This is a genomic window from Streptomyces sp. NPDC051576, assembly GCF_040681835.1.
In the GTDB taxonomy this organism is placed as follows: Bacteria; Actinomycetota; Actinomycetes; order Streptomycetales; family Streptomycetaceae; genus Streptomyces.
The window spans coordinates 367,142-388,896 of record NZ_JBFAZO010000004.1 but is presented as its reverse complement, the minus strand read 5'-3'; the positions used below and the strand labels follow the sequence as shown (position 1 = coordinate 388,896).

The following is a 21,755-nucleotide window of genomic DNA, read 5'->3' as shown; positions in this document are numbered from 1 at the left end:
ACTCGACCCATGACAACGGGACCGGATCTTCAAGAACTGCTGAGGTCACTACGGGTATGGGCCCCGGAGGTGACCGAACTGCCGCCCCTGGACCCGGACTCGGCGCCTGACACCCCGCTCGCCCTCTTCACCGCCTGGTTCGCGGAGGCGGTGGCGGCGGGGGAGACCGAGCCGCACGTGATGTCACTGGCTACGCGGGACGACGAGGGTCTCCCGGACGTACGGATCGTGATGCTGCACGGCGCCGACGAGGAGGGCTGGTCCTTCGCGAGCCATGCGACGAGCCGCAAGGGCCGCCAGCTCGCCACGTTCCCGTACGCCGCCCTCGCCTTCTACTGGCCCCGCCTCGGCCGCCAGGTCCGGCTGCGCGGCCCGGTCCTCCCGGCGACCCCGGCCGAATCCCAGGCCGACCTGCACGCCCACTCCACCGGCGCCCTGGCCGCCGCGCTGACCGGCCACCAGAGCGAAGTCCTGCCGTCCCTCGACGAGTTGGCGCGGGCATCGGAAGCGGCCTGGGAGCGGGCGCGGCGCGAGCCGGAGACGCCGGTGCCGTCCTGGACGCTGTACCGGGTGTTCCCGGACGAGGTCGAGTTCTTCCAAGGGGATGCGCTACGACGACATGTGCGGCTGAGCTATGAGCGTCAGGAGCGGGGCTGGTCGAAGAGTCTGCTGTGGCCCTGACGCGCGGCATACTCTGAGCCCCGTCCGCACAGTCTGGGAGAGTCGTGACAAGTAGGTTCACCGAGTTGGCCGTCGACTGCCACGATCCCGAGAGGCTCGCGGGCTTCTGGTGCGAGGTTCTGGGCTTCCAGGTGATCGACCGGAGCGAGGGCAAGGTCGAGATCGGCTCGTGGGTGCCCACCGTCGAGGAGGTGCGGGCCCGCCAGATGGCGCCCACCCTGCTGTTCGTCCGGGTGCCTGAGGACAAGACCGTCAAGAACCGGCTTCACCTCGACGTCAGCCCGATCGACCGCAGCACCGAGGACGAGGTGACCAGGCTGCTCGGCCTCGGCGCCACCAGGACGGACGTGGGCCAGGGCCCGGACCGCAACTGGGTGGTCATGGCGGACCCCGAGGGCAACGAGTTCTGCGTCCAGCGCACCCTGGCACCGCGGAACTAGGCCGCGAAGGAGCTCCCGTGGCCCTGAACCCCGGGACCCACCGTCGCCTCTCACGCCACGCAGCCGGTGTCGCAGTCGTTGCCCTGCCGGCCGGGTCGCTCGTCTCCTGCGATGCCGCCGCGGACAAGGCGCCCTCGATCAGCGCGCCCGAGGTGTCCGCGTCCACCCCGATCGGTGACCCGGCTGAACCGCCGGGCCGGACGGTGCGTACCAGTCACTGACACGAATACGGCACCAGGGAAGGGAACGGGACGATTTCAGCGGACCGGCGGCAAGTGCAGGGCCTGGATGGTCTCCGAGGTCTGGCGGCCCTGTATGTGGTGCTGTTCCACTGCTGGTTGTACGCCTTCCCGGGCTACCCGAACAGTGCGGCGCCCCCGTGGCTGGACGTGCTGATGTTCGGGCGGATCGCCGTCGTCTTCTTCCTGGTGCTGTCCGGCTTCTCCCTGGCCATCTCACCGGCCCGGCACGGCTGGCGGTCGGACGGCGTCCTGCGGTTCCTGCGCCGACGGGCCTGGCGCATCCTGCCGCCCTACTGGGCGGCGCTGATCCTCAGCCTGGCCGTCTCCTGGCTCGTGGTCCCGGCCTCGCACAACGGGCCGCCCACCGGCGCCTCCGTCCTGGTCTACGGCCTCGTCGCCCAGGACGTGTTTACCGCCCCGACCCCGAACGGCGCCTTCTGGTCGATCGGGGTGGAGGCCGAGCTGTATCTCGTCTTCCCGCTGCTCCTTCTGGTCCGGCGCCGGTTCAACGCCACCGTCCTGATCCTGTGCGCGACGCTCCCGGTGATCGGCCTCGGGCTTACGGCGGCCGGCGCCTCTCCGGCGGAGGGCGACAACCTCCTCGCCCCGCATCTCTTCCCCGTGTTCGTCGCGGGCGTCGTGGGCGCGGGCATCGTCGCCGCGTCGGACCGGGTCCGGCGCCTGCCCTGGGGATGGTTCGCCGTGCTGGCCGCGCTGCCCGTCCTGGCGCTCGGTGTCGTGCGGGGCGAGGTGTGGACGGTGAACCACTACTTCTGGGTGGATCTCGCCGTCGCCCCCGCCATGACGATGCTGCTCGCCTCGGTCGCCACCGGCAGGCCCGCCGCCCTCGTACGGTTCCTGACCACACGGCCCCTGCGGAGTCTCGGCGACTTCTCCTACAGCCTCTACCTGATCCACCTGCCGATCGTCCTGGTCGTGATCCGCCGGGTGGCCCCGCACTTCGTCTCGCCCGGCCTGCACACCTTCTGCTTCACGCTCCTCGTCGGCCTGCCCGTCTCGGTGCTCGCGGCGCGGCTGTTCTCCCAGGTCTTCGAGCTGCCCTTCAAGCGGAACAGGTCCTGGCAGTCCCTGATCGGGCGGAGCAGCGGTGTTCAGCCATTCCCCAGCACCACCGTCCCCGAGGAGCAGAACCAGCCGCCCGTCCCGGAGACCACCCCGAGTCGCGGCAACTCGCCCGTCCGGTCGGTGACTTGACGGTCCCCGGCCTCTCCTCGCAACTGCCGTACCGCCTCCACCAGCAGGAACAACCCCCGCATGCCCGGGTGTTGGGCCGAAAGACCGCCCCCGTCCGTGTTCACCGGCAGATCGCCGCCCGCCACCCGCAGCCGGCCCTTCTCCACGAAGGCGCCCCCCTCGCCCTTCGCGCAGAAGCCGAGATCCTCCAGCGTCACCAACGTCATGTAGGTGAACGCGTCGTAGATCTCCGCGAAGTCGATCTCCTCGGGCCGCACCCCGGCCCGCTCGAAGGCCAGCCGGCCGCTCACCGCCGCCGGTGACACCGTGAAGTCGGGCCACTCGGACATCGCGGCGTGCGAGACATGCTCCCCGGTGCCGAGCACCCACACCGGCGCCGTACGGCAGTCCCGTACGTACTCCTCGGCGGCCAGCAGCACCGCCGCTCCGCCGTCGGACCGTATGCAGCAGTGCAGTTTGGTGAAGGGGTCGGCGATCATCGGGCCGGACAGGACGTCGTCCACGGTGATCGGGTCGCGGAACATCGCCTCGGGGTTCAGCGCGGCGTTGGCGCGGGCCTGCACCGCCACCTCCGCCAACTGCTCGATGGTCGTGCCGAATTCGAGCATGTGGCGGCGGGCGGCCATCGCGTACTTGGCGATCAGCGTGTGGCCGTAGGGGACCTCGAACTGGAGGGGGCCCCGCGCGCCGAAGGAGAGGTTGCCGGTCCGGCGGCCCGCCTTGATGTCGGCGCGGGCCGTCGAGCCGTAGACGAGGAGGACGGCGTTCGCGTGGCCGGCGGCTATCGCGTCCGCCGCGTGTGCCGCCATGACCTCCCAGGTCGAACCGCCGACCGCCGTCGAGTCGACCCAGGTGGGGCGCAGGCCCAGATACTCGGCCACCTCGACGGGCGGCAGGGTGCCCAGGCCCGCCGACGCGAAGCCGTCCACCACGCCCCTCTCCAGGCCCGCGTCCGCCAGCGCGCGGCGGGCCGCCTGGGCGTGCAGGGCGTAGGGGGTCAGGTCGTCCACGCGTCCGCAGTCGGACAGCGCGACACCCATCACGGCGACCTTGCGGCTCCCCGGTGTCATGAGGGGCCTCCTCCCTCTGTGCATATCGTGCCCGGACTCCTAATATGACGGACCGTCAGATCTGGAGGGAAGTGCCATGGACGCCAGCTTCACCGCCGAGCAGGACGAGATCCGCCGTACCCTCCGCGAACTCCTCACCAGACGCTGCGGACCGGCCGAACTCCGAGCCGCCCTCGACACCCCCGCCGGACACGACCCCGTCCTGTGGACAGCCCTCGCCGACCGGCTCGGACTGCCGGGGCTCGCACTCCCGGAGTCGTACGACGGCGTCGGCTGTACGGCGACCGAACTCGCCCTGGCTTGCGAGGAGTTGGGGCGCTGTCTCGCCCCTTCCCCACTGCTCGCCACCGCCGTGCTCGTCGCCCCGCTCGTCCTCGCGCTCGGCACCGATGCCCAGCGCGCCCGGCTGCTGCCCCGCATCGCCGCCGGTTCCCTGACCGCCGCTCTCGCCGTGCCCGGCACCGCCCTCACGACCGCCCTCACCCTCACCGGCGACAACGGCGGCGAGTGGGCGGGGGGCGGGCGCGCGGGCGGGGTGCAGGCCAGGCGGGAGGGGGAAGCCGGGTGGCGGCTGTACGGGCAGGTGACGCAGGTGCTCGACGGGCACAGCGCCGACCTGCTGCTGGTCGCCGCCCACGCGGGAGGGTTCGCGCGGTCGCGGACCCTGCTGTTCCTCGTGGCGGGGGACGCGGACGGGATCGTACGGACCCGGCAGACCTCCCTCGATGCGACCCGGCCGCAGGCGCGGCTGGAACTGCGGGACGTGGAGGGCGAGTTGCTGGGGGTGGACGATGGCCCCGCCGTGCTGCGAGGGCTCTCCGCGCTCGGTGACACCGTCGCCGTCGTCCTCGCCGCCGAAGCCGTCGGGGCCGCAGACCGTGTGCTGGAGCTGACCGTCCAACACGTCGGGCAGCGGGAGCAGTTCGGGCGGGCGATCGGGTCGTTCCAGGCGGTGAAGCACCGGCTGGCCGATGTGTATGTGCAGGTGCAGGCGGCCAAGTCGGCGGCCTACTACGCGGCTTGGGCGACCGTCCACGGCGAGCGGGTGGGCGCGCTCGCGCTCGCCCAGGCCCTGGAGGCGCTGCGGGCGGCCGCCGCCGAGGGGATCCAACTGCACGGCGGCATCGGGTTCACCTGGGAGCACCAGGCTCATCTGTACTTCAAGCGCTCCGCCGGTGACGAACTGCTCTTCGGGCCGGTGCACCGGCTGCGGGCGTACGCCGCCGAGGGAGCGCGTCTCTTCGAGAACCGCGAGGTGACGGTGTGATCGGTGTCCGTGTGGTGCAGAAGGTCTCGTCGACACGGGGGTTCGCGAAGGTCGCCCCGCATGTCGTCCCGGCGCTCGACCGGGCCGTGCACCGGCTCACCCGCGGCAAGGTGCTGCTCAGCGCGCAGATGCTGCCGGGCGTGATCCTGACCGCGAGGGGTGCGAGGAGCGGGCAGCCGCGCCGAACGCCGCTCGCCTGTATGCCCGTGGAGGACGGGTGGATCCTCGTCGGCTCCAACTTCGGCCGGACCGGTCACCCCGCCTGGACACACAACCTCATCGCCCGTCCCGACGCCTCGATCAACTGGAAGGGCGAGGAAATCCCGGTCACCGCCCGGCTGTTGGAGGGCGAGGAACGGGCTGCGGTCTGGAAGGCGGCGCTCGCCTTCTGGCCGCCGTACGCCACCTATCAGGCGCGGGTGGAGCGGGAGATCCGGCTGTTCCGGATCACACGCGGGGGCACAGGCAGGGCAGGCGGCGGTCCACCAGGGTGAACCACCGCCCACGAGACAGGACTTGGGACCCGGGAAGCAGATACCGCGGAAGCGGTCGCTACTTCGTCGGCTTCTTGCCGGTCACGCCCAGATGGACCAACAGCGCCAGGTTCGGCTTCAGTTCAGCCTGTTTGACGCCCCACGTCTGGAAACCCTTCTGGTGCGAGGCGACAGCCGCGAGCATCGCGACCAGCGAACCGGCGACCGCCGCCGGGTTCACGTCCTTGTCGACCCGCCCCTTGGACTGCAACTCGGTGATCGAGTCCGTCAGCGAGTTGTTCACGGAATTGAGGATCTTCATGCGGATCTTGTAGAAGCGTTTGTCGCCCTCGGCGGCTCCGAGGTCGACGACCCGCAGGATCGCGTCGTTACGGCGCCAGAACTCCAGGAATCCGTCCACGAGTTCCTGCGCGGTGGTCCAGCCGGCCTTTCCGACCCAGGTCCGGCCGTCGAGCAACGCCGTCAACTGGCCGCCCTCCGTGGCCATTTGCTCGGCGATCTCCAGGACGGCACCTTCGACGTCCGGGAAGTACTGGTAGAAGGTCGCGGGTGAAGTACCCGCCTTCCGGGCGACATCGATGACTTTGACGTCCCGGTAAGGGGAGGAGCTGAGCATCTCGCTTAGGCAGTCGAGCAGCTTCTGCCGGGTCGCCTGCCCACGCCGGCCGGCCACGCGGCCGTCGACGGTACGCACTTGTCCTGTCATGCCGTCAGCTTACCGAGGGGTGATCGGAGCGCGATTCGGCCGACTGCAAATGGGGTGCACGGGCTGTTTGAGGCTGGTGCGCTGGTCTGCGCGGTGCGTGCGGCGCCGTTACTTTGACGGTATGGCCGAAAACAGGGCATCCACGAACGAAGAGCCGTACACGGAGGGCGTCCCCTGCTGGGTGGACGCGCAGCTTCCGGACGTGGAGGCGGGCAGGCGGTTCTACGGTGAGCTCTTCGGGTGGACATTCGAGGAGGCGTACGGCGGCTCCGTATGGGCCCGCAAGGACGGTGAGCCCGTCGCGGCGCTCGCTCACAAGGCGGACGGACGGATGCCGACCGTGTGGACGGTGTACTTCGCGACGCCGGACGTGGTGCGGCTGACCGGGCGGATCCGGGCAGCCGGCGGACAGGTCGTGATGGCGCCGCTGCCCGTGGGGGAACTGGGCACCGCCGCCCTCGCCGCCGACCCGGAAGGTGCCGTCTTCGGCCTCTGGCAGGCGGCCCGCCACCCCGGCTTCGGCGTCCGGCACAAGGCCGGCACCTTCGCCTGGGCCGAGCTGTACACGCGCGACACGGAGACCGCGAACACTTTCTACGGCGGACTTTTCACAGACGCCCTCTTCGGACCGGACGCGGCCCCCGACTTCGGCCGGGCCCCCGTCTCGGACGTGTTCCCGGTCGAGATGCCGCCGCATTTCCTCGTCCACTTCCGGGTCGAGCGCCTCGTGGACGCGCTGGGAGTGGTGCACCGGCTGGGCGGGCGGGTCCAGGTCCCGCCCTTCGAGACGTCGTACGGAAAAGTGGCCGTCGTCACCGACAATCAAGGGGCGTCCTTCGCGCTGCTGCAACGCTGACACCTGGACGTTTGTCCGGAGATATGCCGAGACACCCCGATTAGTCGCCGGGTTCGCAACCTGTGGCCCGGCCAGGAAGAATCAGGGTGCGTGCCGCCATGGCGGTGCGGTGGTGAGACGCTGCACGGGGTCGCGTCCATATGTGGGTGGCGTGGCCCGTACGGGGAGGTGGCAGGCAAGTGGTGGATCAGCTGACGCAGCACGATCCGCGGCGGATCGGGCCGTTCGAGGTGCTGGGACGGCTGGGCGCGGGCGGCATGGGGCTGGTCTATCTGGCGCGCTCGGCGTCCGGTCGGCGCGTGGCGATCAAGACGGTCCGTACGGAGCTCGCCGAGGACCAGTTGTTCCGGGTCCGCTTCACCCGTGAGGTAGAGGCCGCCCGGGCGGTCTCCGGCTTCTACACGGCCGCCGTGGTCGACGCCGATCCGCGGGCCGCCGTCCCCTGGCTGGCCACCGCGTACGTACCGGCACCCTCCCTCGAAGAGATAGTGAACGAGTGCGGGCCCATGCCGGCCCAGGCGGTGCGCTGGCTCGCGGCCGGGGTCGCGGAGGCGCTCCAGTCCATCCACGGCGCGGGTCTCGTCCACCGCGACCTCAAACCGTCGAACGTGCTCGTGGTCGAGGACGGCCCCCGGGTCATCGACTTCGGTATCGCCTCCGGCGTCTCCAACACCCGGCTGACGATGACGAACGTCGCCGTCGGCACCCCCGCCTACATGTCCCCCGAGCAGGCCAAGGACTCCCGCAGCGTCACCGGCGCAAGCGACGTGTTCTCGCTCGGCTCGATGCTCGTGTTCGCCGCCACCGGACACCCCCCGTTCCACGGCGCCAACCCGGTCGAGACCGTCTTCATGCTGCTGCGCGAGGGCCCCGACCTCACCGGCCTCCCGGACGAACTGCGCCCCCTCATCGAGTCCTGCATGCAGATGGAGGCCACCGGCCGCCCCAACCCGGCCGACCTCCAGGCCCAGCTCGCCCCCCACCTCTTCGGCTCCGGCTCCGACGACAGCGGTACGGCCTCGGCCTGGCTGCCCGAGCGCGCGGTCGGCCTGATCGAGACCCGGCGCGGCGGCCGCCCGGCCGTGAAACCGACGCCCACCGCCGGCCGCAGCGGCGGCGGTCGCGTCGCCGTACCGCCCCCGCCCTCCCACGACCCCGTCGTGCCCGTCCCGGTCGGCGCCCCCGACACCGGGCCGGTACGGCTGGCCGGCGCCCCCGTGCCGATCGGCCCCGGCCCCCGGGTCGCCGACGCCCGCGCCGCCGCCGTGAAGGCACCCCCTCCGGAGGCCGGTCTGGTCGCCTCCTGGTCCCGGCCCCGCCCCGGCGTCAACGGCACCGACGCCGCCGTGGGCCCCGCCGTACCCGCACCGCCGCCGCTGCCCCCGGAGACCGCGTCCGGCTGGCGCCCCTGGCGGTTCCGTATGTCAAATGACGTGTGGGGCACCCCGACCGTCGCCGGCGACCTCGTCTACGTCACCTCCTTCGAGGTACACGCCCTGGACGTGCAGACCGGCCGCCGCTCCTTCAAGACCAGGGACGTCGCCTGGTCGATGGCGGTCGCGGACGGCCGTATCCACGCCTCGGACGGGCCCACCCTCTTCGCCCTCGACGCCCGCGAGGGCGGCGACCTGTGGCGGCTGTCCACCGACGCCTGGGTGTACTCCCTCAAGGCCGAGCGCGGCACCGTCGTCACCGGCACGCGCGGCGGCGGAGTGCAGGCCTGGGAGGCGTCCACCGGCCAGAAGCTGTGGCAGCTCACCGGCGCGCAGACCGACTTCGAGTCCCCGGAGGCGGGCCCGGCCCTGCACGACGGCACCGTCTACGTCTGGCAGGACGCCCGCCTGCGCGCCCTGGACGCCCGGACGGGCGACGAGCGCTGGGCGTACCCGATCGGCGACGTGGCCTCATGCGGCGGCGTACCCGTACGGATCACCGCCGCCCCGGACGGTCATGTCTACGTCGCCGCCGGCACCCGCGTCCTGTCCGTCGAGGTGGCCAGCGGCCGGGTCCGCTGGCACTTCGAGGCCCCCGCGGTCTTCCTCTGCGCACCCACCTTCGCCCCCGGCCCCGCCGTCACCGGCGGCGGTGTCTACCTCGCCGACTACCTCGGCACGGTCTACGCCCTCGACGCCGCCGACGGCCGCGACCGCTGGCGCATCGCGACCGAACCCCGGGCCTCGATCGAACCGGTCCTGGTCGCCGCCGGCCATGTGCACGTCGGCAGCGGCAAGGGCCTCTACACACTCGACGCGGTCACCGGCACCCCCAAGTGGCGCTTCCAGGCGGGCGGCGACATCGTCGGCGCCCCCGCGGTCGCCGAGGGCCGTATCCACTTCGGCTCCAGTGACCACCTCCTCTACACCCTCAAGGCCGACGACGGCCGCCTGCGCTGGAAGCTGGCGACCGGCGGCGAGATCACCGGAGCGCCGGTCGTCAGGGACGGCGTCGTGTACGCGTGCAGCAAGGACCGCTGCGTGTACGCCCTCGACGCGGAGAAGGGGACGGGCACCGCAAGGACCGCGTGAGCGGCGCCCGTTCGGGTCGGTACCATGATCGGATGCAGACGCGGGGGCGCAGGCTCAAATTCACGGCGGTACTGGCGATGGTGGTCCTCACCCTCACCGGCTTCTCCACCGGACGGCACCACAGCACCAGCCGTCACAGGAGCAGCGGGGGAGGGGGCGGCGGGTGCAGCAGCTCCAGCCAGGATCACGACACGTCGACGTCATCGGGCGGTAGTTCGTCGGGCGGTACGTCGGGGGACAGTTCGGGAAGCAGCTCGTACACCCGCCGCCCCAACTACCGCTCCACACCCACCTCTACGGCGACTGGGAGCGGCGGCGGCACGCTGCTGGACGGTACGGCGAAGCTGGTGAGCTGCGCGACGGCGACCCGGCAGTACGCCACGGTCGAGGTCAGCAACCCCAACAGCCGCAAGGCCACCTTCTCCGTGGACGTCACCTTCAAGGACGCCCAGGACAACGAGGTCGACTTCAACTACAAGGACGTCAAGGTCCCGGCGAACGGCAAGGCCACGGTCCGCGTCCCGGTGCTCGGCACCTCGACCCCCGTGGACCACTGCGAGGTCGACCCCAGGGCGACAGCGGGGAGTTGACGCTCACCGCGTCCGGTAGCCGCCGTTCCGCCGCCCGGCGAACAGCTCCGCCTGCCGTTCGTCGGGCAGGTTCCCGAGCGCGATGAGCGGCGGCGCCTGCGCGTAGGCCTGCGCCCGCGCCGCCTCCTTCGCCGCCCACAAGGCCCGCACGGTGCCCTGGACACCCTCGGCCGGATACCCGGCGATGACGGCCGCGCAGGCCACGGCGGCCTCCAACGCCCCACCGGGCGGGGTGAGTTCGGAGACGAGCCCGATGTCGTAAGCCCGCTGCGCGGAGATCCGCTCCGCCGTCCCCATCAGCATCATCCGCGCGACCTCGCCGTACGGCATCCGATGCGCCATCAGCACCGACTCGTACGCGCTGACCATGCCGTAGGTGGTGTGCGGATCGAAGAACACGGCGGTCGGATCGGCGACGACGAACTCGCTCTCGCCCAGCAGATAGAAGGCCCCGCCGCAGGCCATCCCGGACACGGCGGAGACGACCGGCTTCCACAGGTCGTTGGCCTTCGGCCCGATGTGGAGCAGCGGATCGTCCTGCATATAGGGCGAGTTGGGCTGCGGCACGACCGCGTCCCGGTCGAGCCCGGTGCAGAAGGCGCGTTCCCCGGCCCCGGTGAGTACGACGGCCCGCACGGTGTCGTCGAACCGCAACTCCCGCCATACGGCACTGAGTTCGGCGGCCGTGTCGAGGTCGATGGCGTTGAGCTTGTGCGGCCGGTCGAGGGTGACGACGGCGACACCGGTGTCCTTGTCGGCGGCGAGCCGGAGCGTCATGACCGCTCCAGGACCCACTGCGGCAGCCCGGAGGCCGGGTCGAACACGAACTGTACCCGCGCCCCGATCCGAACCCGTTCCGGCGCAAGGGAGTTGATCGCGGCCCCTACCTCGCTGACCAGATTCCCGACCAGCCGGATGCGCGGATGGTCGGCCAACTCGACCACGATCACGTTGTAGGGCGCGACGGCGGCGTAGTCGGGCAGGAGCGGGGGGTGGGGGAGGACGTACGACCACACTCGCCCCCTCCCGCTCGTCGGCCGCCACTCGCTCGCGAAGGACTGGCAGTGGGGGCAGCAGGGGCGGGGCGGGAAGCGGGGTTCGTCGCAGTCGGCGCAGGTCTGGACGCGGAGTTCGCCGTCGCGGGCGTACTGCCAGAAGGGGGCGCCGTCGGTGTCGGTGACGGGGAAGAGCATGGCGGTCAACTCCTCATGTCCTCATGTCGTGAGCAGCAGGGCGGAGGTGGGGACGCCCTCGCCCGCCGTCACCAGACAGGTGGCGGCGTCCGGGACCTGGGCGGTGCTGGTGCCGCGCAACTGCCGTACGCCCTCGTTGATCAGGTTGAAGCCATGGACGTACGCCTCGGAGAGCCCACCGCCACTGGTGTTGAGGGGGAGTTGGCCCCCGATTTCGAGCGAGCCGCCCTCCGTGAAGGCCCCGCCTTCCCCCCGCCCGCAGAAGCCGTAGCCCTCCAGGGAGAGAGGGACGAGGGCGGTGAACGCGTCGTAGATCTGGGCGACATCGACGTCCTGCGGAGTGAAGTCGGCGTGTTTCCACAGGTGTCGGGCGGCGGTCCAGGCGGGCCCGGTCAGTGGGTCGTCGTTCCAGTAGTTGACCATGCCGTGGTGCTGGGCGGGGAGGCCCTGGGCGGCTGAGTGGACGTAGACGGGACGGCTACGGCAGTCGCGGGCCCGCTCGCGCGACACGACCACGCAGGCCAACGCCCCGTCCGTCTCGAGGCAGTTGTCGAAGAGGCAGAGGGGTTCGCTGATCCAGCGGGAGGTCATGTACATCTCGCGGGTGAGCGGGCGGTCGTACATGATCGCGGCCGGGTTCTGATTGGCGCGGTTCCGGCAGGCGAGGGCGACGTTGAAGAGATGGTCGCGGGTGGCGCCGTACTCGTACATGTAGCGGCGGGTGAGCATGGCTATCTCGTCGGCGGGCCGGAGGAGTCCGAAAGGGCGGGTCCACTGGGCCGGCGTGGGGAGTTGGCGGGCGGTGTTGGTCCACGGCCTCGCCCCACTGCCCCGCTTCCGTGACCGCCAGGCGACCCCCACACTCGCCTGCCCTGCGGCGATGGCGCCGGCGAGATGCGCGACGGTGGCGCAGGAACCGCCCCCTCCGTACCCCACCTTGCTGAAGAAGGTCAGGTCCCCGAAGCCGACGGCCTTCGCCAGCTCGACCTCGTCGGTCTCCTCCATCGTGTAGGAGGCGAGCGCGTCGACCTCGTCCGGGGCGATCCCGGCGTCGTCGAGGGCGGCGAGCACCGCACGACAGGCCAAGGCCCGCTCGTCCTCGGGGAGTTGCTTGGCGAAGGGGGTCTGACCGATGCCGACGATCGCGGTGGCGTCCTTGATTCCGGCCATGGTTGGGGCCTCCACATGGTGCCGGGGCGGCTGACAGGGCGTCAGGCTACAGCTAATCTGACGGGTAGTCAGCTACCGCGTGCAGGGAGGCCGTTCATGCGCGGAGACGTGGAGTGGGGCAGCATCCCGGGCCTGGTCCGGTCGGCCGCCGAGCGGTACGCCGACACCGAGGCGGTGGTGGAGGGCCGGACCCGGATCTCGTACGCCGAGTTGGGCGCACGCGTCGAACGGTCGGCGGCGGCCTGCGTCGCGGCGGGCGTCTCGCCGGGCGACCGGGTCGGGATCTGGGCCCCGAACTCCCTCGACTGGATCGTGGCGGCGCTCGGCGCGGTCTCGGCGGGGGCGGTGCTGGTGCCGATCAACACCCGTTTCAAGGGAGTTGAGGCGGCGGATGTAATACGGCGCAGCGGGGCGCGGCTGCTGTTCGTGACCGGGACGTTCCTCGGGACCTCGTACGTGGCCTCGCTGCGGCGGGCGGTAGCGGAGGGGCCCGATCTGCCCGAGCTGGACCAGGTGGTGGTGCTGTCGGACGACGCGCCCGCCGACTTCCGCACCTGGAAGGACTTCCTGGCGGGGGGCGACGGGGTGCCGGCGCACGAGGTGCGGGCACGCGCCGCCCTGGTGGACGGCTCCCGTCCCTCGGACATCGTCTTCACGTCCGGCACGACGGGCCGGCCGAAGGGCGCGGTGATCTCGCACGCGCAGACGCTACGGGCGTACGAGATCTGGAGCGACCTCGCGGGGCTGAGGCAGGGCGACCGCTACCTCATCGTCAACCCCTTCTTCCACACCTTCGGCTACAAGGCCGGCGTGCTGGCCTGTCTGATGCGCGGCGCGACGATGATCCCGCAGCCGGTGTTCAACGTGGACACCGCGCTGGCGAACATCGCGGCGGAACGGGTGTCGGTCCTCCCCGGCCCGCCGACGCTCCACCAGTCATTGCTGGACCATCCGGCCCGAGACGCGCACGACCTCTCGGCGTTGCGGCTGGTGGTGACGGGCGCGGCGGTCGTGCCGCTGCGGCTGGTGGAACGGCTGCGGGGGGAGCTGGGCGTGGAGACCGTCCTGACGGCGTACGGCCTCTCGGAGGCGAGCGGCATCGTGACGATGTGCCGGCGGGGCGATGATCCGACGGTGATCGCGTCGACATCGGGGCGGGCGATACCAGGCACGGAGGTGCGGGTCGAGGCGGCGGTGGGTGAGCCGGGGGAGGTCCTGGTCCGGGGTTTCAACGTCATGCGCGGCTACTACGAGGACGAGGCCGCCACGGCCCAGGTCATCACGGAGGACGGCTGGCTGCGCACCGGCGACGTGGGGGTGTTGGACCCGTCCGGCAACCTCCGCATCACCGACCGCATCAAGGACATGTTCATCGTCGGCGGCTTCAACGCGTACCCGGCGGAGATAGAGCAGCTGCTCGGCCTGCATCCCGATGTCGCGGACGTGGCGGTGATCGGCGTACCGGACGCGCGGCTGGGGGAAGTCGGGAAGGCGTATGTGGTGCGGCGGGCGGGGGCCGCGGTGCTGACGGGGGACGACCTCATCGCCTGGGCTCGGCGGGAGATGGCTAACTACAAGGTGCCGCGGGTGGTGGAGTTTGTGGGGGAGTTGCCTCGGAATGCGAGTGGGAAGGTGGTGAAGGGGGAGTTGCGGGGGCGGTGAGGGGTGGGGGTCAGGCAGGCCAGAGGGTGACTTGGAGGATGTAGACGCACTCGTGCCGCGGGATGGACAAGTAGAGGAACATACCGCCGGGCACGTAAGCCGTCTGCACGCCTTCGCCCGCGCCTTGGTACGCGGTCCCGTCGATGTGCAGTGCTTCTGCGGCTCGCACGATTTCGTCGGCTCGTTTCTCCACCTCGGCGACGAAGGCCGGAGGTGCGGGCGTCTCGCCGCCGATGACGTGCGTTTCGTCCGGGTCGTACTCCCAGTGCCAGTCACTCACCGGCCAGCGTCTCCCGGGCCCAGGCATGGAGGGTGTGGATCTCGTCCATGGCGTCACGCCATGCCGGGTTGTCCCGACCGACACTCTGCGCCGTGTACTCCGCCGCACGGAGGCGGGCAGCCGCCGAAGGAGTCCTCGCGATCTCGATCACGATGGCCCATGTCTCAAGGAACTGCGTGATCGGGCCGAGGCTGCCGATCCTCGCGGCCAGAGCGATGGCCTCGTCCTTCTGGCGTTCCATCTCGGGCAGGCGGTGCGGAGCCACTCCGGCCAGCGCGACGCGAAGGGCGGTGGGCGTGCGCTCGGGGCGCGGGGTGAGCGGCCCGCCGGGCTCGATGTGCTGTGCGGTCATCCTGTCCCTCCGTGGGCTCTGCCAGGTTTACGGTACGCCAGCGATGGCCCGTCACGCAGGGTGTTCGAGACAGATGGCGGGGGCGGGGGACTCTTCGGGGTGATCAGTCCAGGATCGTGCCCCGCTGCTCACCGCTTGCGTTAGTTTCCGGCGCGGGGCAGGGCTACCGGAACGACATCGCCGGGTTGGACGCGAGGGAGTACAAGTGAGCACCGTGAGCTGGGAGGAACTGAAGCGCCGGGTCGACGAGGCGCGGAGGGCCGCTGGGCTGCCAGTGCGTACCCCTGAGGAGAGACGGGCCGACAAGGAACGCCTCCTCGCCGAGGTGCGGGCCTACAAGCTGGTGGAGATCCGCCGGGATCAGCACCTCACCCAGTGCGACATCGCCGACTCGATCGGTGTCTCGACTGCCCGGATCTCAGCGATCGAACACGGCGAGATCGACCGCACGGAGGTCGCGACCCTGCGGACTTCGGGGGTACGCAGTACGCGGTGGCCCGAGTGGACCCCGCCCGGGTCAGCGCTTCACGTCCGTGAGGAACGCGGACCAGGCGGCGGTGGGGAAGAGGAGTACGGGGTCGGCGGTGTGGGGGCGCTTTGAGTCGCGGACGGGGATGAGGCCGGGGACTCCGGCGGCTATCTCGACGCAGTCGGCGCCTTCTCCGTTGCTGTAGCTGCTCTTGCGCCAAGTGACGGAGTGCAGATCAATCCCCTTGCTGCGCTTCATGTTTGAAGTTCCTCGCTGCTTCTTCGACCAAGGCCAGGGACGCCTCAGGTGGAAGTGCGACGGCCCTGAGCAGATCGTACGACCTGCGGTACTTCTTCACGACGGCCGGATAATCGGCAATCTGCCCCTCGGAGTTGCCTTCTGTCCAGACCAGCGGGGGTGCGGCGGCGAAGGTCATGATCTTGGCCATGCCGTACATGAGAGGGTGCGCGATGGTTGTGCGCGGGACGATCTGTAAAACGCTCTCGGTGGACCGGACCACGTCGAGGATGTGCTCCAACTGCTTGGCCATCTCTCCTGGTGGGAGCATCGGGTCTCGGATGAGCGCCTCGCGGAGGATCCCCCAGTAGGCGGGTCGGTCCGCGCGGTTCCACAGCTCCGCCCGCTTCACCCGTCCACGGATACGCTCCTCGATGAGCTCACGGGACGGCGATGGCTCCGCGTGATGCATGAGGACCCGCATGTACGGCTCGGTCTGCAGAAGCCCGGGGATGACGTCGGGAGCCCACTCCTCCAGCGTCTCGGCCTGTTTCTCCAGGTCAGGCACATCCGCGTAGTACAGCGGATGCCCCAACCGCCGTGCCTTGGCGGCATCTTCACAACGGCGCTCGAAAAACCCGTCGGTCCTCAGCTTCTTGTCGACGTGCCGGGCCAGATCCGCCGGCATGCGCCGCTCGCCGCGCTCGATCTGGCTCAGAAACGGGATGCCGTGAAAGCTTCCCTCCGCCAACTGCTCCAGCGTCAGCCCCGCCAACTCCCGCTGATAGCGCAACTCAGCGCCGTAGAAGGAGGGGACGTTCGCCGACGCGTCGGGGTCCTTACGAGAGGGCACAACTCATCACCGCCGTTTGCCTGTTGCGCGTGCGCAGCTGAAATCCCTTCCACGCTACGGCCTGCCACGTCACTGTGTGAGTGATTCGTCACAGAGCGCGCAGGAAGGCCGCCCCGCATGACCGACCCCCAAAGTCCCCCCACCGCCTACGACATGACCCTCTGCGCCGAGGAACTGCGAGACGCCCTCGCCGCCCACGGCATCACGTTTCCCTCCCTCAGCGTCGACCTGCCGAGCCTCGCGAGCACGTATCCGCCCCGCGCGGGCCTCGTCGCGCTCGGCAACTGCAACCTCGCGACCGCCCGCAAGCTGGCCGCCGCACTCCGCAAGGCAGCCGACCAGTGAACCCACCGCACCTGGAGGTGGACCTGCTCGCCGTACCGAAGGCCGTGCCGGAGCTGCGGGCCGCCGTACGCGCCCATTTCAGCGAGGCTTGCAGCGAAGTGCAGCTCTGTGTCAGCGAGTTGGTGAGCAACGTCATCCGGCATGTGGGGGAGGGGACGCCCATTCGCCTACGGGTGTCCGGCGGGGCCGGCGGGCCCACCCGGGTCGAGGTCACCGACCCCGATCCGCGAGCCCTGCCCGTTCTTCTGCATGCCGCCGATGACGACGAGTCGGGGCGGGGGCTGGCGCTGCTCGACGCGGTGGCGTTGCGGTGGGGGGTGGAGCAGGGGGTGAGCGGCAAGACTGTGTGGTGCGAGGTGATGGGCGCCGGTTAGGTGCCCGTGCCCGCGTCCCCGGAGTTGCGGCGGCCGAGTCTGCCGAGGTTGGTGCTGATCTCCTCGATCATCCTCGCGGGGTGGAAGAAGACGTCGGCCGCCGTGTAGCGGAGGAGCAGGCGGACCTCGCGGCACTGCTGGATCTGGTTGAAGCGGGCGATGTCCTGCCGATGGGCGGCGCGGGTGCCGTGGTAGGCGTAGCCCTCGATCTCGACGCCGAGGCCCTCGGCGCGGAAGAGGAAGTCCAGATACCGGCGGCGGCCGTCAGGGGTGTTCAGCTCGGCCTGGCTCTGCGGGTGGAGGTCGGCGTCGTGCATACGGAGCCGGGCGATCGTCTCGGCGGCCGAGCCTGCGCGAGGGTCGACCAGCTGGAGCAGGCTCTGGGCGGTTTTCCTGCTGCGGAGCGGGACTTTCGGCATGGCCAGCGCACTCGTCAGGGTGGCGAGCGTTGTAAGCGGGGCTCGGCGGATGCCGTTGACTGTGCGCCGGGAGAGGGCGGAGTCGGCGGCGAGGACCGCTTCGTCGCGGGGCTCTGTCCTCAGGAGGTCGACAACTGTGCGGGCGGGCGCTGTCAGGCGCAGGTCCCGCCGATTAGTTACGTCCTCCGGCGCGAGCCTTGCGCGGTGCACGCTTACGCCGGTCGCTTTCTTGTCCCGGCGCGTACTGCGCCCGGGATCCGTGAAATGCAGGGGGCTGCTGTTGTCTGCCGGGCTTCCTGCATGCCGGGTTTCGATGAGCCAAAGAGAGGCGGCACTTCTGTGGCTGGCGATGAGATGCGGTGCCCGCCTTTGCACGGCGCGGACCTGCATGGAGATTGAAACAGTCTGCCCCGGCTCAGCCCAGGCGCCTGCTGTGATGCGGGTCCAGCCTTCTGCTGCGAGGGTCCGGAAAAGCGTGCTGCGCGGCCAGCCGGCTTCAACCGCGACAGAGCTGAAGAGAACCCCGCCCTCAAGCAGTTCCCGCAAGTCGATCATTCCCACGGGCCGACTCTCCCGTAGAAGACGATCTGTTGCCGCGCCCTGTGGATAACGCGGTGCGGTGAGTGGTGGTTCTGTCCCGGCGGGCCACCCTGTGCCGAGCGGCGGTGGGACGGAACTGCCAGTCACGGCCCCTGGGGCCCTGGGCCCCGGACGCACGTCGGCCGCGGCGGCTCCCCCTCGGTGCCGTCGCGGCCGGTCCCCCGTGCGTTGAAGAGCCTGGTGGTCAGGCCTTTTCGTCGGTGGCGTGGATGTTGTCCGTCGTGGCCTCGGCGGTCTCGTCCTCGACAGTGATGTTCTTGCCGACGAGCGGCTCGCTGGTGGCGTGGATGTTGTCCGTCGTGGCAGTCGGCTCGTCGGTGGCGTGGATGTTGTCGGTGCTGTTGGTGTCGCTCATTTTGACTGGCTCCCCTGACAGTTCATCTTCTTTATGCCTTGAGGTTGCTGCCCGTCCGGCGACTCCCCCGAGGACCGCCGGACGGGCATCCGGGCCGCTCACCTTATGCCGCGGCCTTGCAGTCGCCCCGTCTGCCCCCCGACGCGACGGTTCGACAACTTGAGACTGCCGGGCGGCGATAAACGAATGATGAACGGGCCGACGACCGGGAACTCACGCCACCGCGATCGGCTTGAGCAGCGCCCGTACTGTTGCCGCTTCGGGCGCGCTCAACGCATCGAAGATGTCCAGGGACTCACGCCAGCAGACCTGCGCCCGGCCCGTCTGCCCGATGCCGTTGAGGGCGTGACCGAGGACGACGAGGACGTTGCCCCGCCGCCACTCGCCGCCGATGCCACGCAGCACCGTGAGTGCCATCTCCGCATTTGAGGCCGCCTGCGCGGGGCGTTGGGCCGCGAGGTCGACCTCGGCCAGCCGGAAGTGGGACATGCCCGCCCACAGATGCTGGCGGCTGTCCTGGAAGACGGCCAGCGCTTCCTTCAGGCGGACGGCGGCCTCGGACAGCCGGCCGTGCTGCGTGAGGGCGAGGCCCAGCGCGTAGCGGCCGTTGGCACCCTTGAGGCCGTGGCCCATGTCGTCGTACATGTCGGTGCCCTGCTGGGCCAGGGACACCGCGCTGTGCGTGCGGCCGGTGGCCAGATGGATGCGGGAGAGGTTGCAGAGGGCGCTCGCCTCGCCGGGCCGGTCCCCGCAGAGGCGGAAGCTGTCGATCGCGCGGGTGAAGTGGGCCTCGCCGTCCTCGTACCGGCTCTGGTAGAGCGCGATCACGCCGAGGATGTTCGACGACCAGCAGCTCGTCAGCGGATCGTCGGAGGCGGCCGTCAGTTCGGCGGCGCGGGCGGATTCCTCGTCGGCCAGATCGAAGCGTCCGGTGACGCTGTGGGCGTAGGCCATCATGAGCAGCGCCCGCGCTTCCGTGCGCGGGTCTCCGGCCGCCCGTGCCGCCTCGCGTACGGCGGACGCGACACCTTCGTACTCCTTGGAATTCGTACCCGACTCCGCCAGGTCGACCGAGGCCCAGAGGACGTCGACGGCCCGCCGGAGTGTCCCCAACCGTGCGGCCTGACGGACGCAGGCCAGCAGGGAGACGGCTTCGGCGTACAGCCAGTCCTGTGCCGCGTGCCGGTCGGAGAACACCAGGCCCGGATGTTCGGTGCGCTCCAGGTGGTCCACCAGCCGGTCCCCGGGCCGTTCGATGAGGTAGACGCCCGAGACGGTGGACAGATAGAAGTCCAGCAACCGCGAAAGCGCCGCCCCCGTCTCACTCGGCGGCCACTCGTCCCGCTCCGCGCACGCACGCGCGTAGAGCCGCACCAGATCGTGGTAGCGGTAGCGGCCGGGGGCCGCCGACTCCACCAGGGAGGTGTCGACGAGGGACTCCAGGATGTCCTCCGTGGCCTCCGTCGAGAGGTCGAGTACGGCGGCTGCGGCGGCGAGGGAGATGTCGGGGCCGTCGGCGAGGCCGAGGAGGCGGAAGGCTCGTGCCTGGGCCGGCTCCAACTGGCCGTAGCCCAGCTCGAAGGTGGCCTTCACGGCGAGGTCGCCGGCCTGGAGTTCGTCCAACCGGCGTCGCTCGTCGGCGAGTTTGGCGGCGAGGACGGATACCGTCCAGGTGCGGCGGGCCGCGAGGCGGGAGGCCGCGATGCGGATGGCGAGGGGGAGGAAGCCGCAGGCCGCTACTACGTCCAGGGCCGATTCCCGTTCGGCCGCTACGCGTTCGGCGCCGACTATTTTCGTGAAGAGCTGGAGGGCTTCCTCCGGGGACATCACGTCGAGGTCGACGAGGTGCGCCCCGGCCAGGTCCACCATCCGGACCCGGGAGGTGACCAGCGCGGCGCAGCCTTCAGTACCGGGCAGCAGCGGCCTGACCTGGGCCGCGTCCCGCGCGTTGTCCAGCAGCACCAGGACCCGGCGGCCGTCCAGCACCGAGCGGTACAGCGCGGCCCGTTCCTCCAGGGAGTCCGGTATCGCGGAGTCGGCGGTGCCCAACGCCCGTAGGAACGCGCCGAGTACGGTCTCCGGCTCGGCGGCCCGGGAGCCGGCGCCCTGGAGGTCGACGTACAACTGGCCGTCGGGGAAGGCTGTTCGCGACTGGTGGGCGACGTGGACCGCGAGCGTCGTCTTGCCGACTCCGCCGATGCCGGCCAGTGCCGACACCGCCATCACGCGGCCGTCGGCGGATGCGAGTACCTCGCTCAGTTCGGAGACGAAGGACGCGCGGCCCGTGAAGTCGGGGACGGTTGCCGGGAGTTGGTGGGGGCGGACCGGTGCCGTCACGGTCTCCGCCGCCGGTGCGGACGGCTCGGCGAGGCCGGGGTCGGCCTGGAGGATGCGCTGCTGGAGTTCGCGCAGGCCGGGGCGCGGGTCCACGCCCAGTTCGTCGGCGAGCAGGCGCCGGGTGTCCGCGTAGACGGCGAGGGCCTCCGCCTGGCGGCCGGAGCGGTAGAGGGCGAGCATCAGCAGCTCGCGGAGTCGTTCGCGGAGCGGGTGGGCCGCGGTGAGTGCCGTCAGTTCGCTGATGGCCTCCGCGTGGCAGCCCTGCTCCAGGTCCATGTCCAGCCGGGTTTCGAGAAGTTGGAGCCGCCACTCCTCCAGGCGGACGCGCTGCGCCTCGGCGTACGGGCCCGGCAGCCCGGCCAGGGGCTCGCCGTCCCACAGGGCCAGCGCCTGGCCCAGCAGGTCCCGCGCATGGCACAGGTCACCCGCCGACTTCGCCTTCTCCGCCTCGGTGGCCAGGTCCTGCACCACCGCCGAGTCCAACGCGCCCTCGGGCAGCCCCCGTACGGCGTACCCGCCCGACTCGCTGACCAGCACCCCGGCGTCCAGGGCCTTGCGCAGCCGGGACGCGTAGGTACGCACCGCGGCCAGGGCCTGTGACGGAGGGTCGTCGCCCCACAGGGCGTCGATCAGCTCGCTCGCGGTCGCCGTACGGCCCTCGCGCAGCAACAGCGCGGCCAGCAGCGCGCGTTGCTGCGGCGAGCCCGTGGGCAGCGCGACAGGGCCCCGCCAGGCACGTACCGGACCGAGCACACTGAAGCGCAGGGCCGTCGACTCCTCCGAGCCGGGATCGGGCCGCCGCTGCTCCGGTACTCGCGGTCCACCGTCCATCGCCGTTCCCCCTAGGCATGCCTGATAACTACGACAGTTTGCCTTGTTGACGGCGGATGCGTCAGCTCTCGGAGACACCGCTCACAGGTGGCCGCGCGGGATATCACAAGGCCCTCACACGCTCTACGCACAGTTCCGCACACAACCGAGCACCGCGAACCCGTATCCAGCTAGCTGACGGGTCGTCAGATC

24 protein-coding genes are annotated in these 21,755 nt (G+C 70.7%); 12 read left to right on the top strand and 12 right to left on the bottom strand.

The window, feature by feature from the left end:
* The first annotated feature begins 9 nt into the window (after positions 1-9).
* The 3 genes from AB0M63_RS15435 (at position 10) to AB0M63_RS15425 (ending at position 2,578) form a co-directional block, all read left to right on the top strand.
* Positions 10-681, top strand: coding sequence for a pyridoxal 5'-phosphate synthase (locus tag AB0M63_RS15435; protein WP_366019705.1), 672 nt, complete (start codon positions 10-12; stop codon positions 679-681).
* 44 nt (positions 682-725) lie between these two features.
* Positions 726-1,121: a VOC family protein gene (locus AB0M63_RS15430; protein WP_355905631.1), complete on the top strand. Its 396-nt coding sequence runs from the start codon at positions 726-728 to the stop codon at positions 1,119-1,121.
* Positions 1,122-1,396: 275 nt separating this feature from the next.
* Positions 1,397-2,578: an acyltransferase gene (locus AB0M63_RS15425; protein WP_366019704.1), complete on the top strand. Its 1,182-nt coding sequence runs from the start codon at positions 1,397-1,399 to the stop codon at positions 2,576-2,578.
* Here the strand turns inward: AB0M63_RS15425 and AB0M63_RS15420 are convergent.
* The gene (locus tag AB0M63_RS15420) at positions 2,476-3,648 is read right to left on the bottom strand and encodes an acetyl-CoA acetyltransferase (protein ID WP_366019703.1); all 1,173 of its coding nucleotides are present in this window, start codon (positions 3,646-3,648) and stop codon (positions 2,476-2,478) included. The genes AB0M63_RS15425 and AB0M63_RS15420 overlap by 103 nt on opposite strands.
* 76 nt (positions 3,649-3,724) lie before the next feature.
* Here AB0M63_RS15420 and AB0M63_RS15415 point away from each other — a divergent pair, with 76 nt between their 5' ends.
* Entirely contained in the window at positions 3,725-4,915 is a 1,191-nt protein-coding gene (locus AB0M63_RS15415) for an acyl-CoA dehydrogenase family protein (RefSeq protein WP_366019702.1), read from the top strand.
* On the top strand, positions 4,912-5,409 hold the full coding sequence (locus AB0M63_RS15410) for a nitroreductase family deazaflavin-dependent oxidoreductase (protein ID WP_366019701.1): 498 nt from the start codon (positions 4,912-4,914) through the stop codon (positions 5,407-5,409). The genes AB0M63_RS15415 and AB0M63_RS15410 overlap by 4 nt, the downstream gene beginning before the upstream one ends.
* 58 nt (positions 5,410-5,467) lie before the next feature.
* Here AB0M63_RS15410 and AB0M63_RS15405 read toward each other — a convergent pair whose 3' ends face one another.
* A complete protein-coding gene (locus AB0M63_RS15405) occupies positions 5,468-6,103 on the bottom strand; it encodes a TetR family transcriptional regulator (RefSeq protein ID WP_355906050.1) in 636 nt (211 codons plus the stop codon).
* A gap of 133 nt (positions 6,104-6,236) precedes the next feature.
* Here AB0M63_RS15405 and AB0M63_RS15400 point away from each other — a divergent pair, with 133 nt between their 5' ends.
* From AB0M63_RS15400 to AB0M63_RS15390, 3 genes are all read left to right on the top strand, one after another.
* On the top strand, positions 6,237-6,971 hold the full coding sequence (locus tag AB0M63_RS15400; protein WP_366019700.1) for a VOC family protein: 735 nt from the start codon (positions 6,237-6,239) through the stop codon (positions 6,969-6,971).
* A gap of 179 nt (positions 6,972-7,150) precedes the next feature.
* Positions 7,151-9,496, top strand: coding sequence for a serine/threonine-protein kinase (locus tag AB0M63_RS15395; RefSeq protein ID WP_355905610.1), 2,346 nt, complete (start codon positions 7,151-7,153; stop codon positions 9,494-9,496).
* Positions 9,497-9,528: 32 nt separating this feature from the next.
* Positions 9,529-10,086 (top strand): hypothetical protein, encoded by a 558-nt coding sequence (locus tag AB0M63_RS15390; RefSeq protein ID WP_355905607.1) that lies wholly within the window; start codon positions 9,529-9,531, stop codon positions 10,084-10,086.
* A 3-nt stretch (positions 10,087-10,089) separates the two neighbouring features.
* Here AB0M63_RS15390 and AB0M63_RS15385 read toward each other — a convergent pair whose 3' ends face one another.
* From AB0M63_RS15385 to AB0M63_RS15375, 3 genes are read right to left on the bottom strand one after another with little or no spacing between them, the layout of a single operon-like run.
* Positions 10,090-10,863: an enoyl-CoA hydratase/isomerase family protein gene (locus AB0M63_RS15385; protein WP_366019699.1), complete on the bottom strand. Its 774-nt coding sequence runs from the start codon at positions 10,861-10,863 to the stop codon at positions 10,090-10,092.
* A complete protein-coding gene (locus tag AB0M63_RS15380; protein ID WP_355905601.1) occupies positions 10,860-11,279 on the bottom strand; it encodes an OB-fold domain-containing protein in 420 nt (139 codons plus the stop codon). The genes AB0M63_RS15385 and AB0M63_RS15380 overlap by 4 nt, the downstream gene beginning before the upstream one ends.
* A 21-nt stretch (positions 11,280-11,300) precedes the next feature.
* On the bottom strand, positions 11,301-12,449 hold the full coding sequence (locus tag AB0M63_RS15375) for a lipid-transfer protein (protein ID WP_366019698.1): 1,149 nt from the start codon (positions 12,447-12,449) through the stop codon (positions 11,301-11,303).
* Between the two features lie 96 nt (positions 12,450-12,545).
* On the opposite strand from AB0M63_RS15375, the gene AB0M63_RS15370 reads away from it, so the two are divergent.
* Positions 12,546-14,111: a FadD3 family acyl-CoA ligase gene (locus AB0M63_RS15370; protein WP_366019697.1), complete on the top strand. Its 1,566-nt coding sequence runs from the start codon at positions 12,546-12,548 to the stop codon at positions 14,109-14,111.
* A gap of 10 nt (positions 14,112-14,121) precedes the next feature.
* On the opposite strand, the gene AB0M63_RS15365 is transcribed toward AB0M63_RS15370, so the two are convergent.
* Positions 14,122-14,391 (bottom strand): hypothetical protein, encoded by a 270-nt coding sequence (locus AB0M63_RS15365; protein WP_366019696.1) that lies wholly within the window; start codon positions 14,389-14,391, stop codon positions 14,122-14,124.
* The gene (locus AB0M63_RS15360; protein ID WP_355905589.1) at positions 14,384-14,743 is read right to left on the bottom strand and encodes a hypothetical protein; all 360 of its coding nucleotides are present in this window, start codon (positions 14,741-14,743) and stop codon (positions 14,384-14,386) included. The genes AB0M63_RS15365 and AB0M63_RS15360 overlap by 8 nt, the downstream gene beginning before the upstream one ends.
* Positions 14,744-14,948: 205 nt before the next feature.
* Here AB0M63_RS15360 and AB0M63_RS15355 point away from each other — a divergent pair, with 205 nt between their 5' ends.
* Positions 14,949-15,344 carry a hypothetical protein gene (locus AB0M63_RS15355; protein ID WP_366019695.1) on the top strand — a complete coding sequence of 132 codons (396 nt, stop codon included), beginning with the start codon at positions 14,949-14,951 and terminating at the stop codon, positions 15,342-15,344.
* Here AB0M63_RS15355 and AB0M63_RS15350 read toward each other — a convergent pair.
* Together AB0M63_RS15350 and AB0M63_RS15345 are read right to left on the bottom strand one after the other, a co-directional pair.
* Positions 15,261-15,470: a DUF397 domain-containing protein gene (locus AB0M63_RS15350; protein ID WP_366019694.1), complete on the bottom strand. Its 210-nt coding sequence runs from the start codon at positions 15,468-15,470 to the stop codon at positions 15,261-15,263. The two genes, AB0M63_RS15355 and AB0M63_RS15350, sit on opposite strands and share 84 nt — an antisense overlap.
* On the bottom strand, positions 15,448-16,302 hold the full coding sequence (locus AB0M63_RS15345; RefSeq protein WP_366019693.1) for a helix-turn-helix transcriptional regulator: 855 nt from the start codon (positions 16,300-16,302) through the stop codon (positions 15,448-15,450). Before AB0M63_RS15345 ends, AB0M63_RS15350 begins: the two co-directional genes overlap by 23 nt.
* Positions 16,303-16,419: 117 nt before the next feature.
* On the opposite strand from AB0M63_RS15345, the gene AB0M63_RS15340 reads away from it, so the two are divergent.
* Both AB0M63_RS15340 and AB0M63_RS15335 read left to right on the top strand, forming a co-directional pair.
* Positions 16,420-16,647, top strand: a complete 228-nt coding sequence (locus AB0M63_RS15340; RefSeq protein ID WP_355905580.1) for a hypothetical protein — start codon at positions 16,420-16,422, stop codon at positions 16,645-16,647.
* Positions 16,644-17,021 carry an ATP-binding protein gene (locus tag AB0M63_RS15335; protein ID WP_355905577.1) on the top strand — a complete coding sequence of 126 codons (378 nt, stop codon included), beginning with the start codon at positions 16,644-16,646 and terminating at the stop codon, positions 17,019-17,021. The genes AB0M63_RS15340 and AB0M63_RS15335 overlap by 4 nt, the downstream gene beginning before the upstream one ends.
* Here the strand turns inward: AB0M63_RS15335 and AB0M63_RS15330 are convergent.
* From AB0M63_RS15330 to AB0M63_RS15320, 3 genes are all read right to left on the bottom strand, one after another.
* Positions 17,018-17,650: a hypothetical protein gene (locus AB0M63_RS15330; protein WP_366019692.1), complete on the bottom strand. Its 633-nt coding sequence runs from the start codon at positions 17,648-17,650 to the stop codon at positions 17,018-17,020. The genes AB0M63_RS15335 and AB0M63_RS15330 overlap by 4 nt on opposite strands.
* Positions 17,651-18,224: 574 nt before the next feature.
* Positions 18,225-18,395 carry a hypothetical protein gene (locus AB0M63_RS15325; RefSeq protein ID WP_366019691.1) on the bottom strand — a complete coding sequence of 57 codons (171 nt, stop codon included), beginning with the start codon at positions 18,393-18,395 and terminating at the stop codon, positions 18,225-18,227.
* 213 nt (positions 18,396-18,608) lie between these two features.
* Positions 18,609-21,563 carry a BTAD domain-containing putative transcriptional regulator gene (locus AB0M63_RS15320; protein ID WP_366019690.1) on the bottom strand — a complete coding sequence of 985 codons (2,955 nt, stop codon included), beginning with the start codon at positions 21,561-21,563 and terminating at the stop codon, positions 18,609-18,611.
* Positions 21,564-21,755 lie beyond the last annotated feature (192 nt).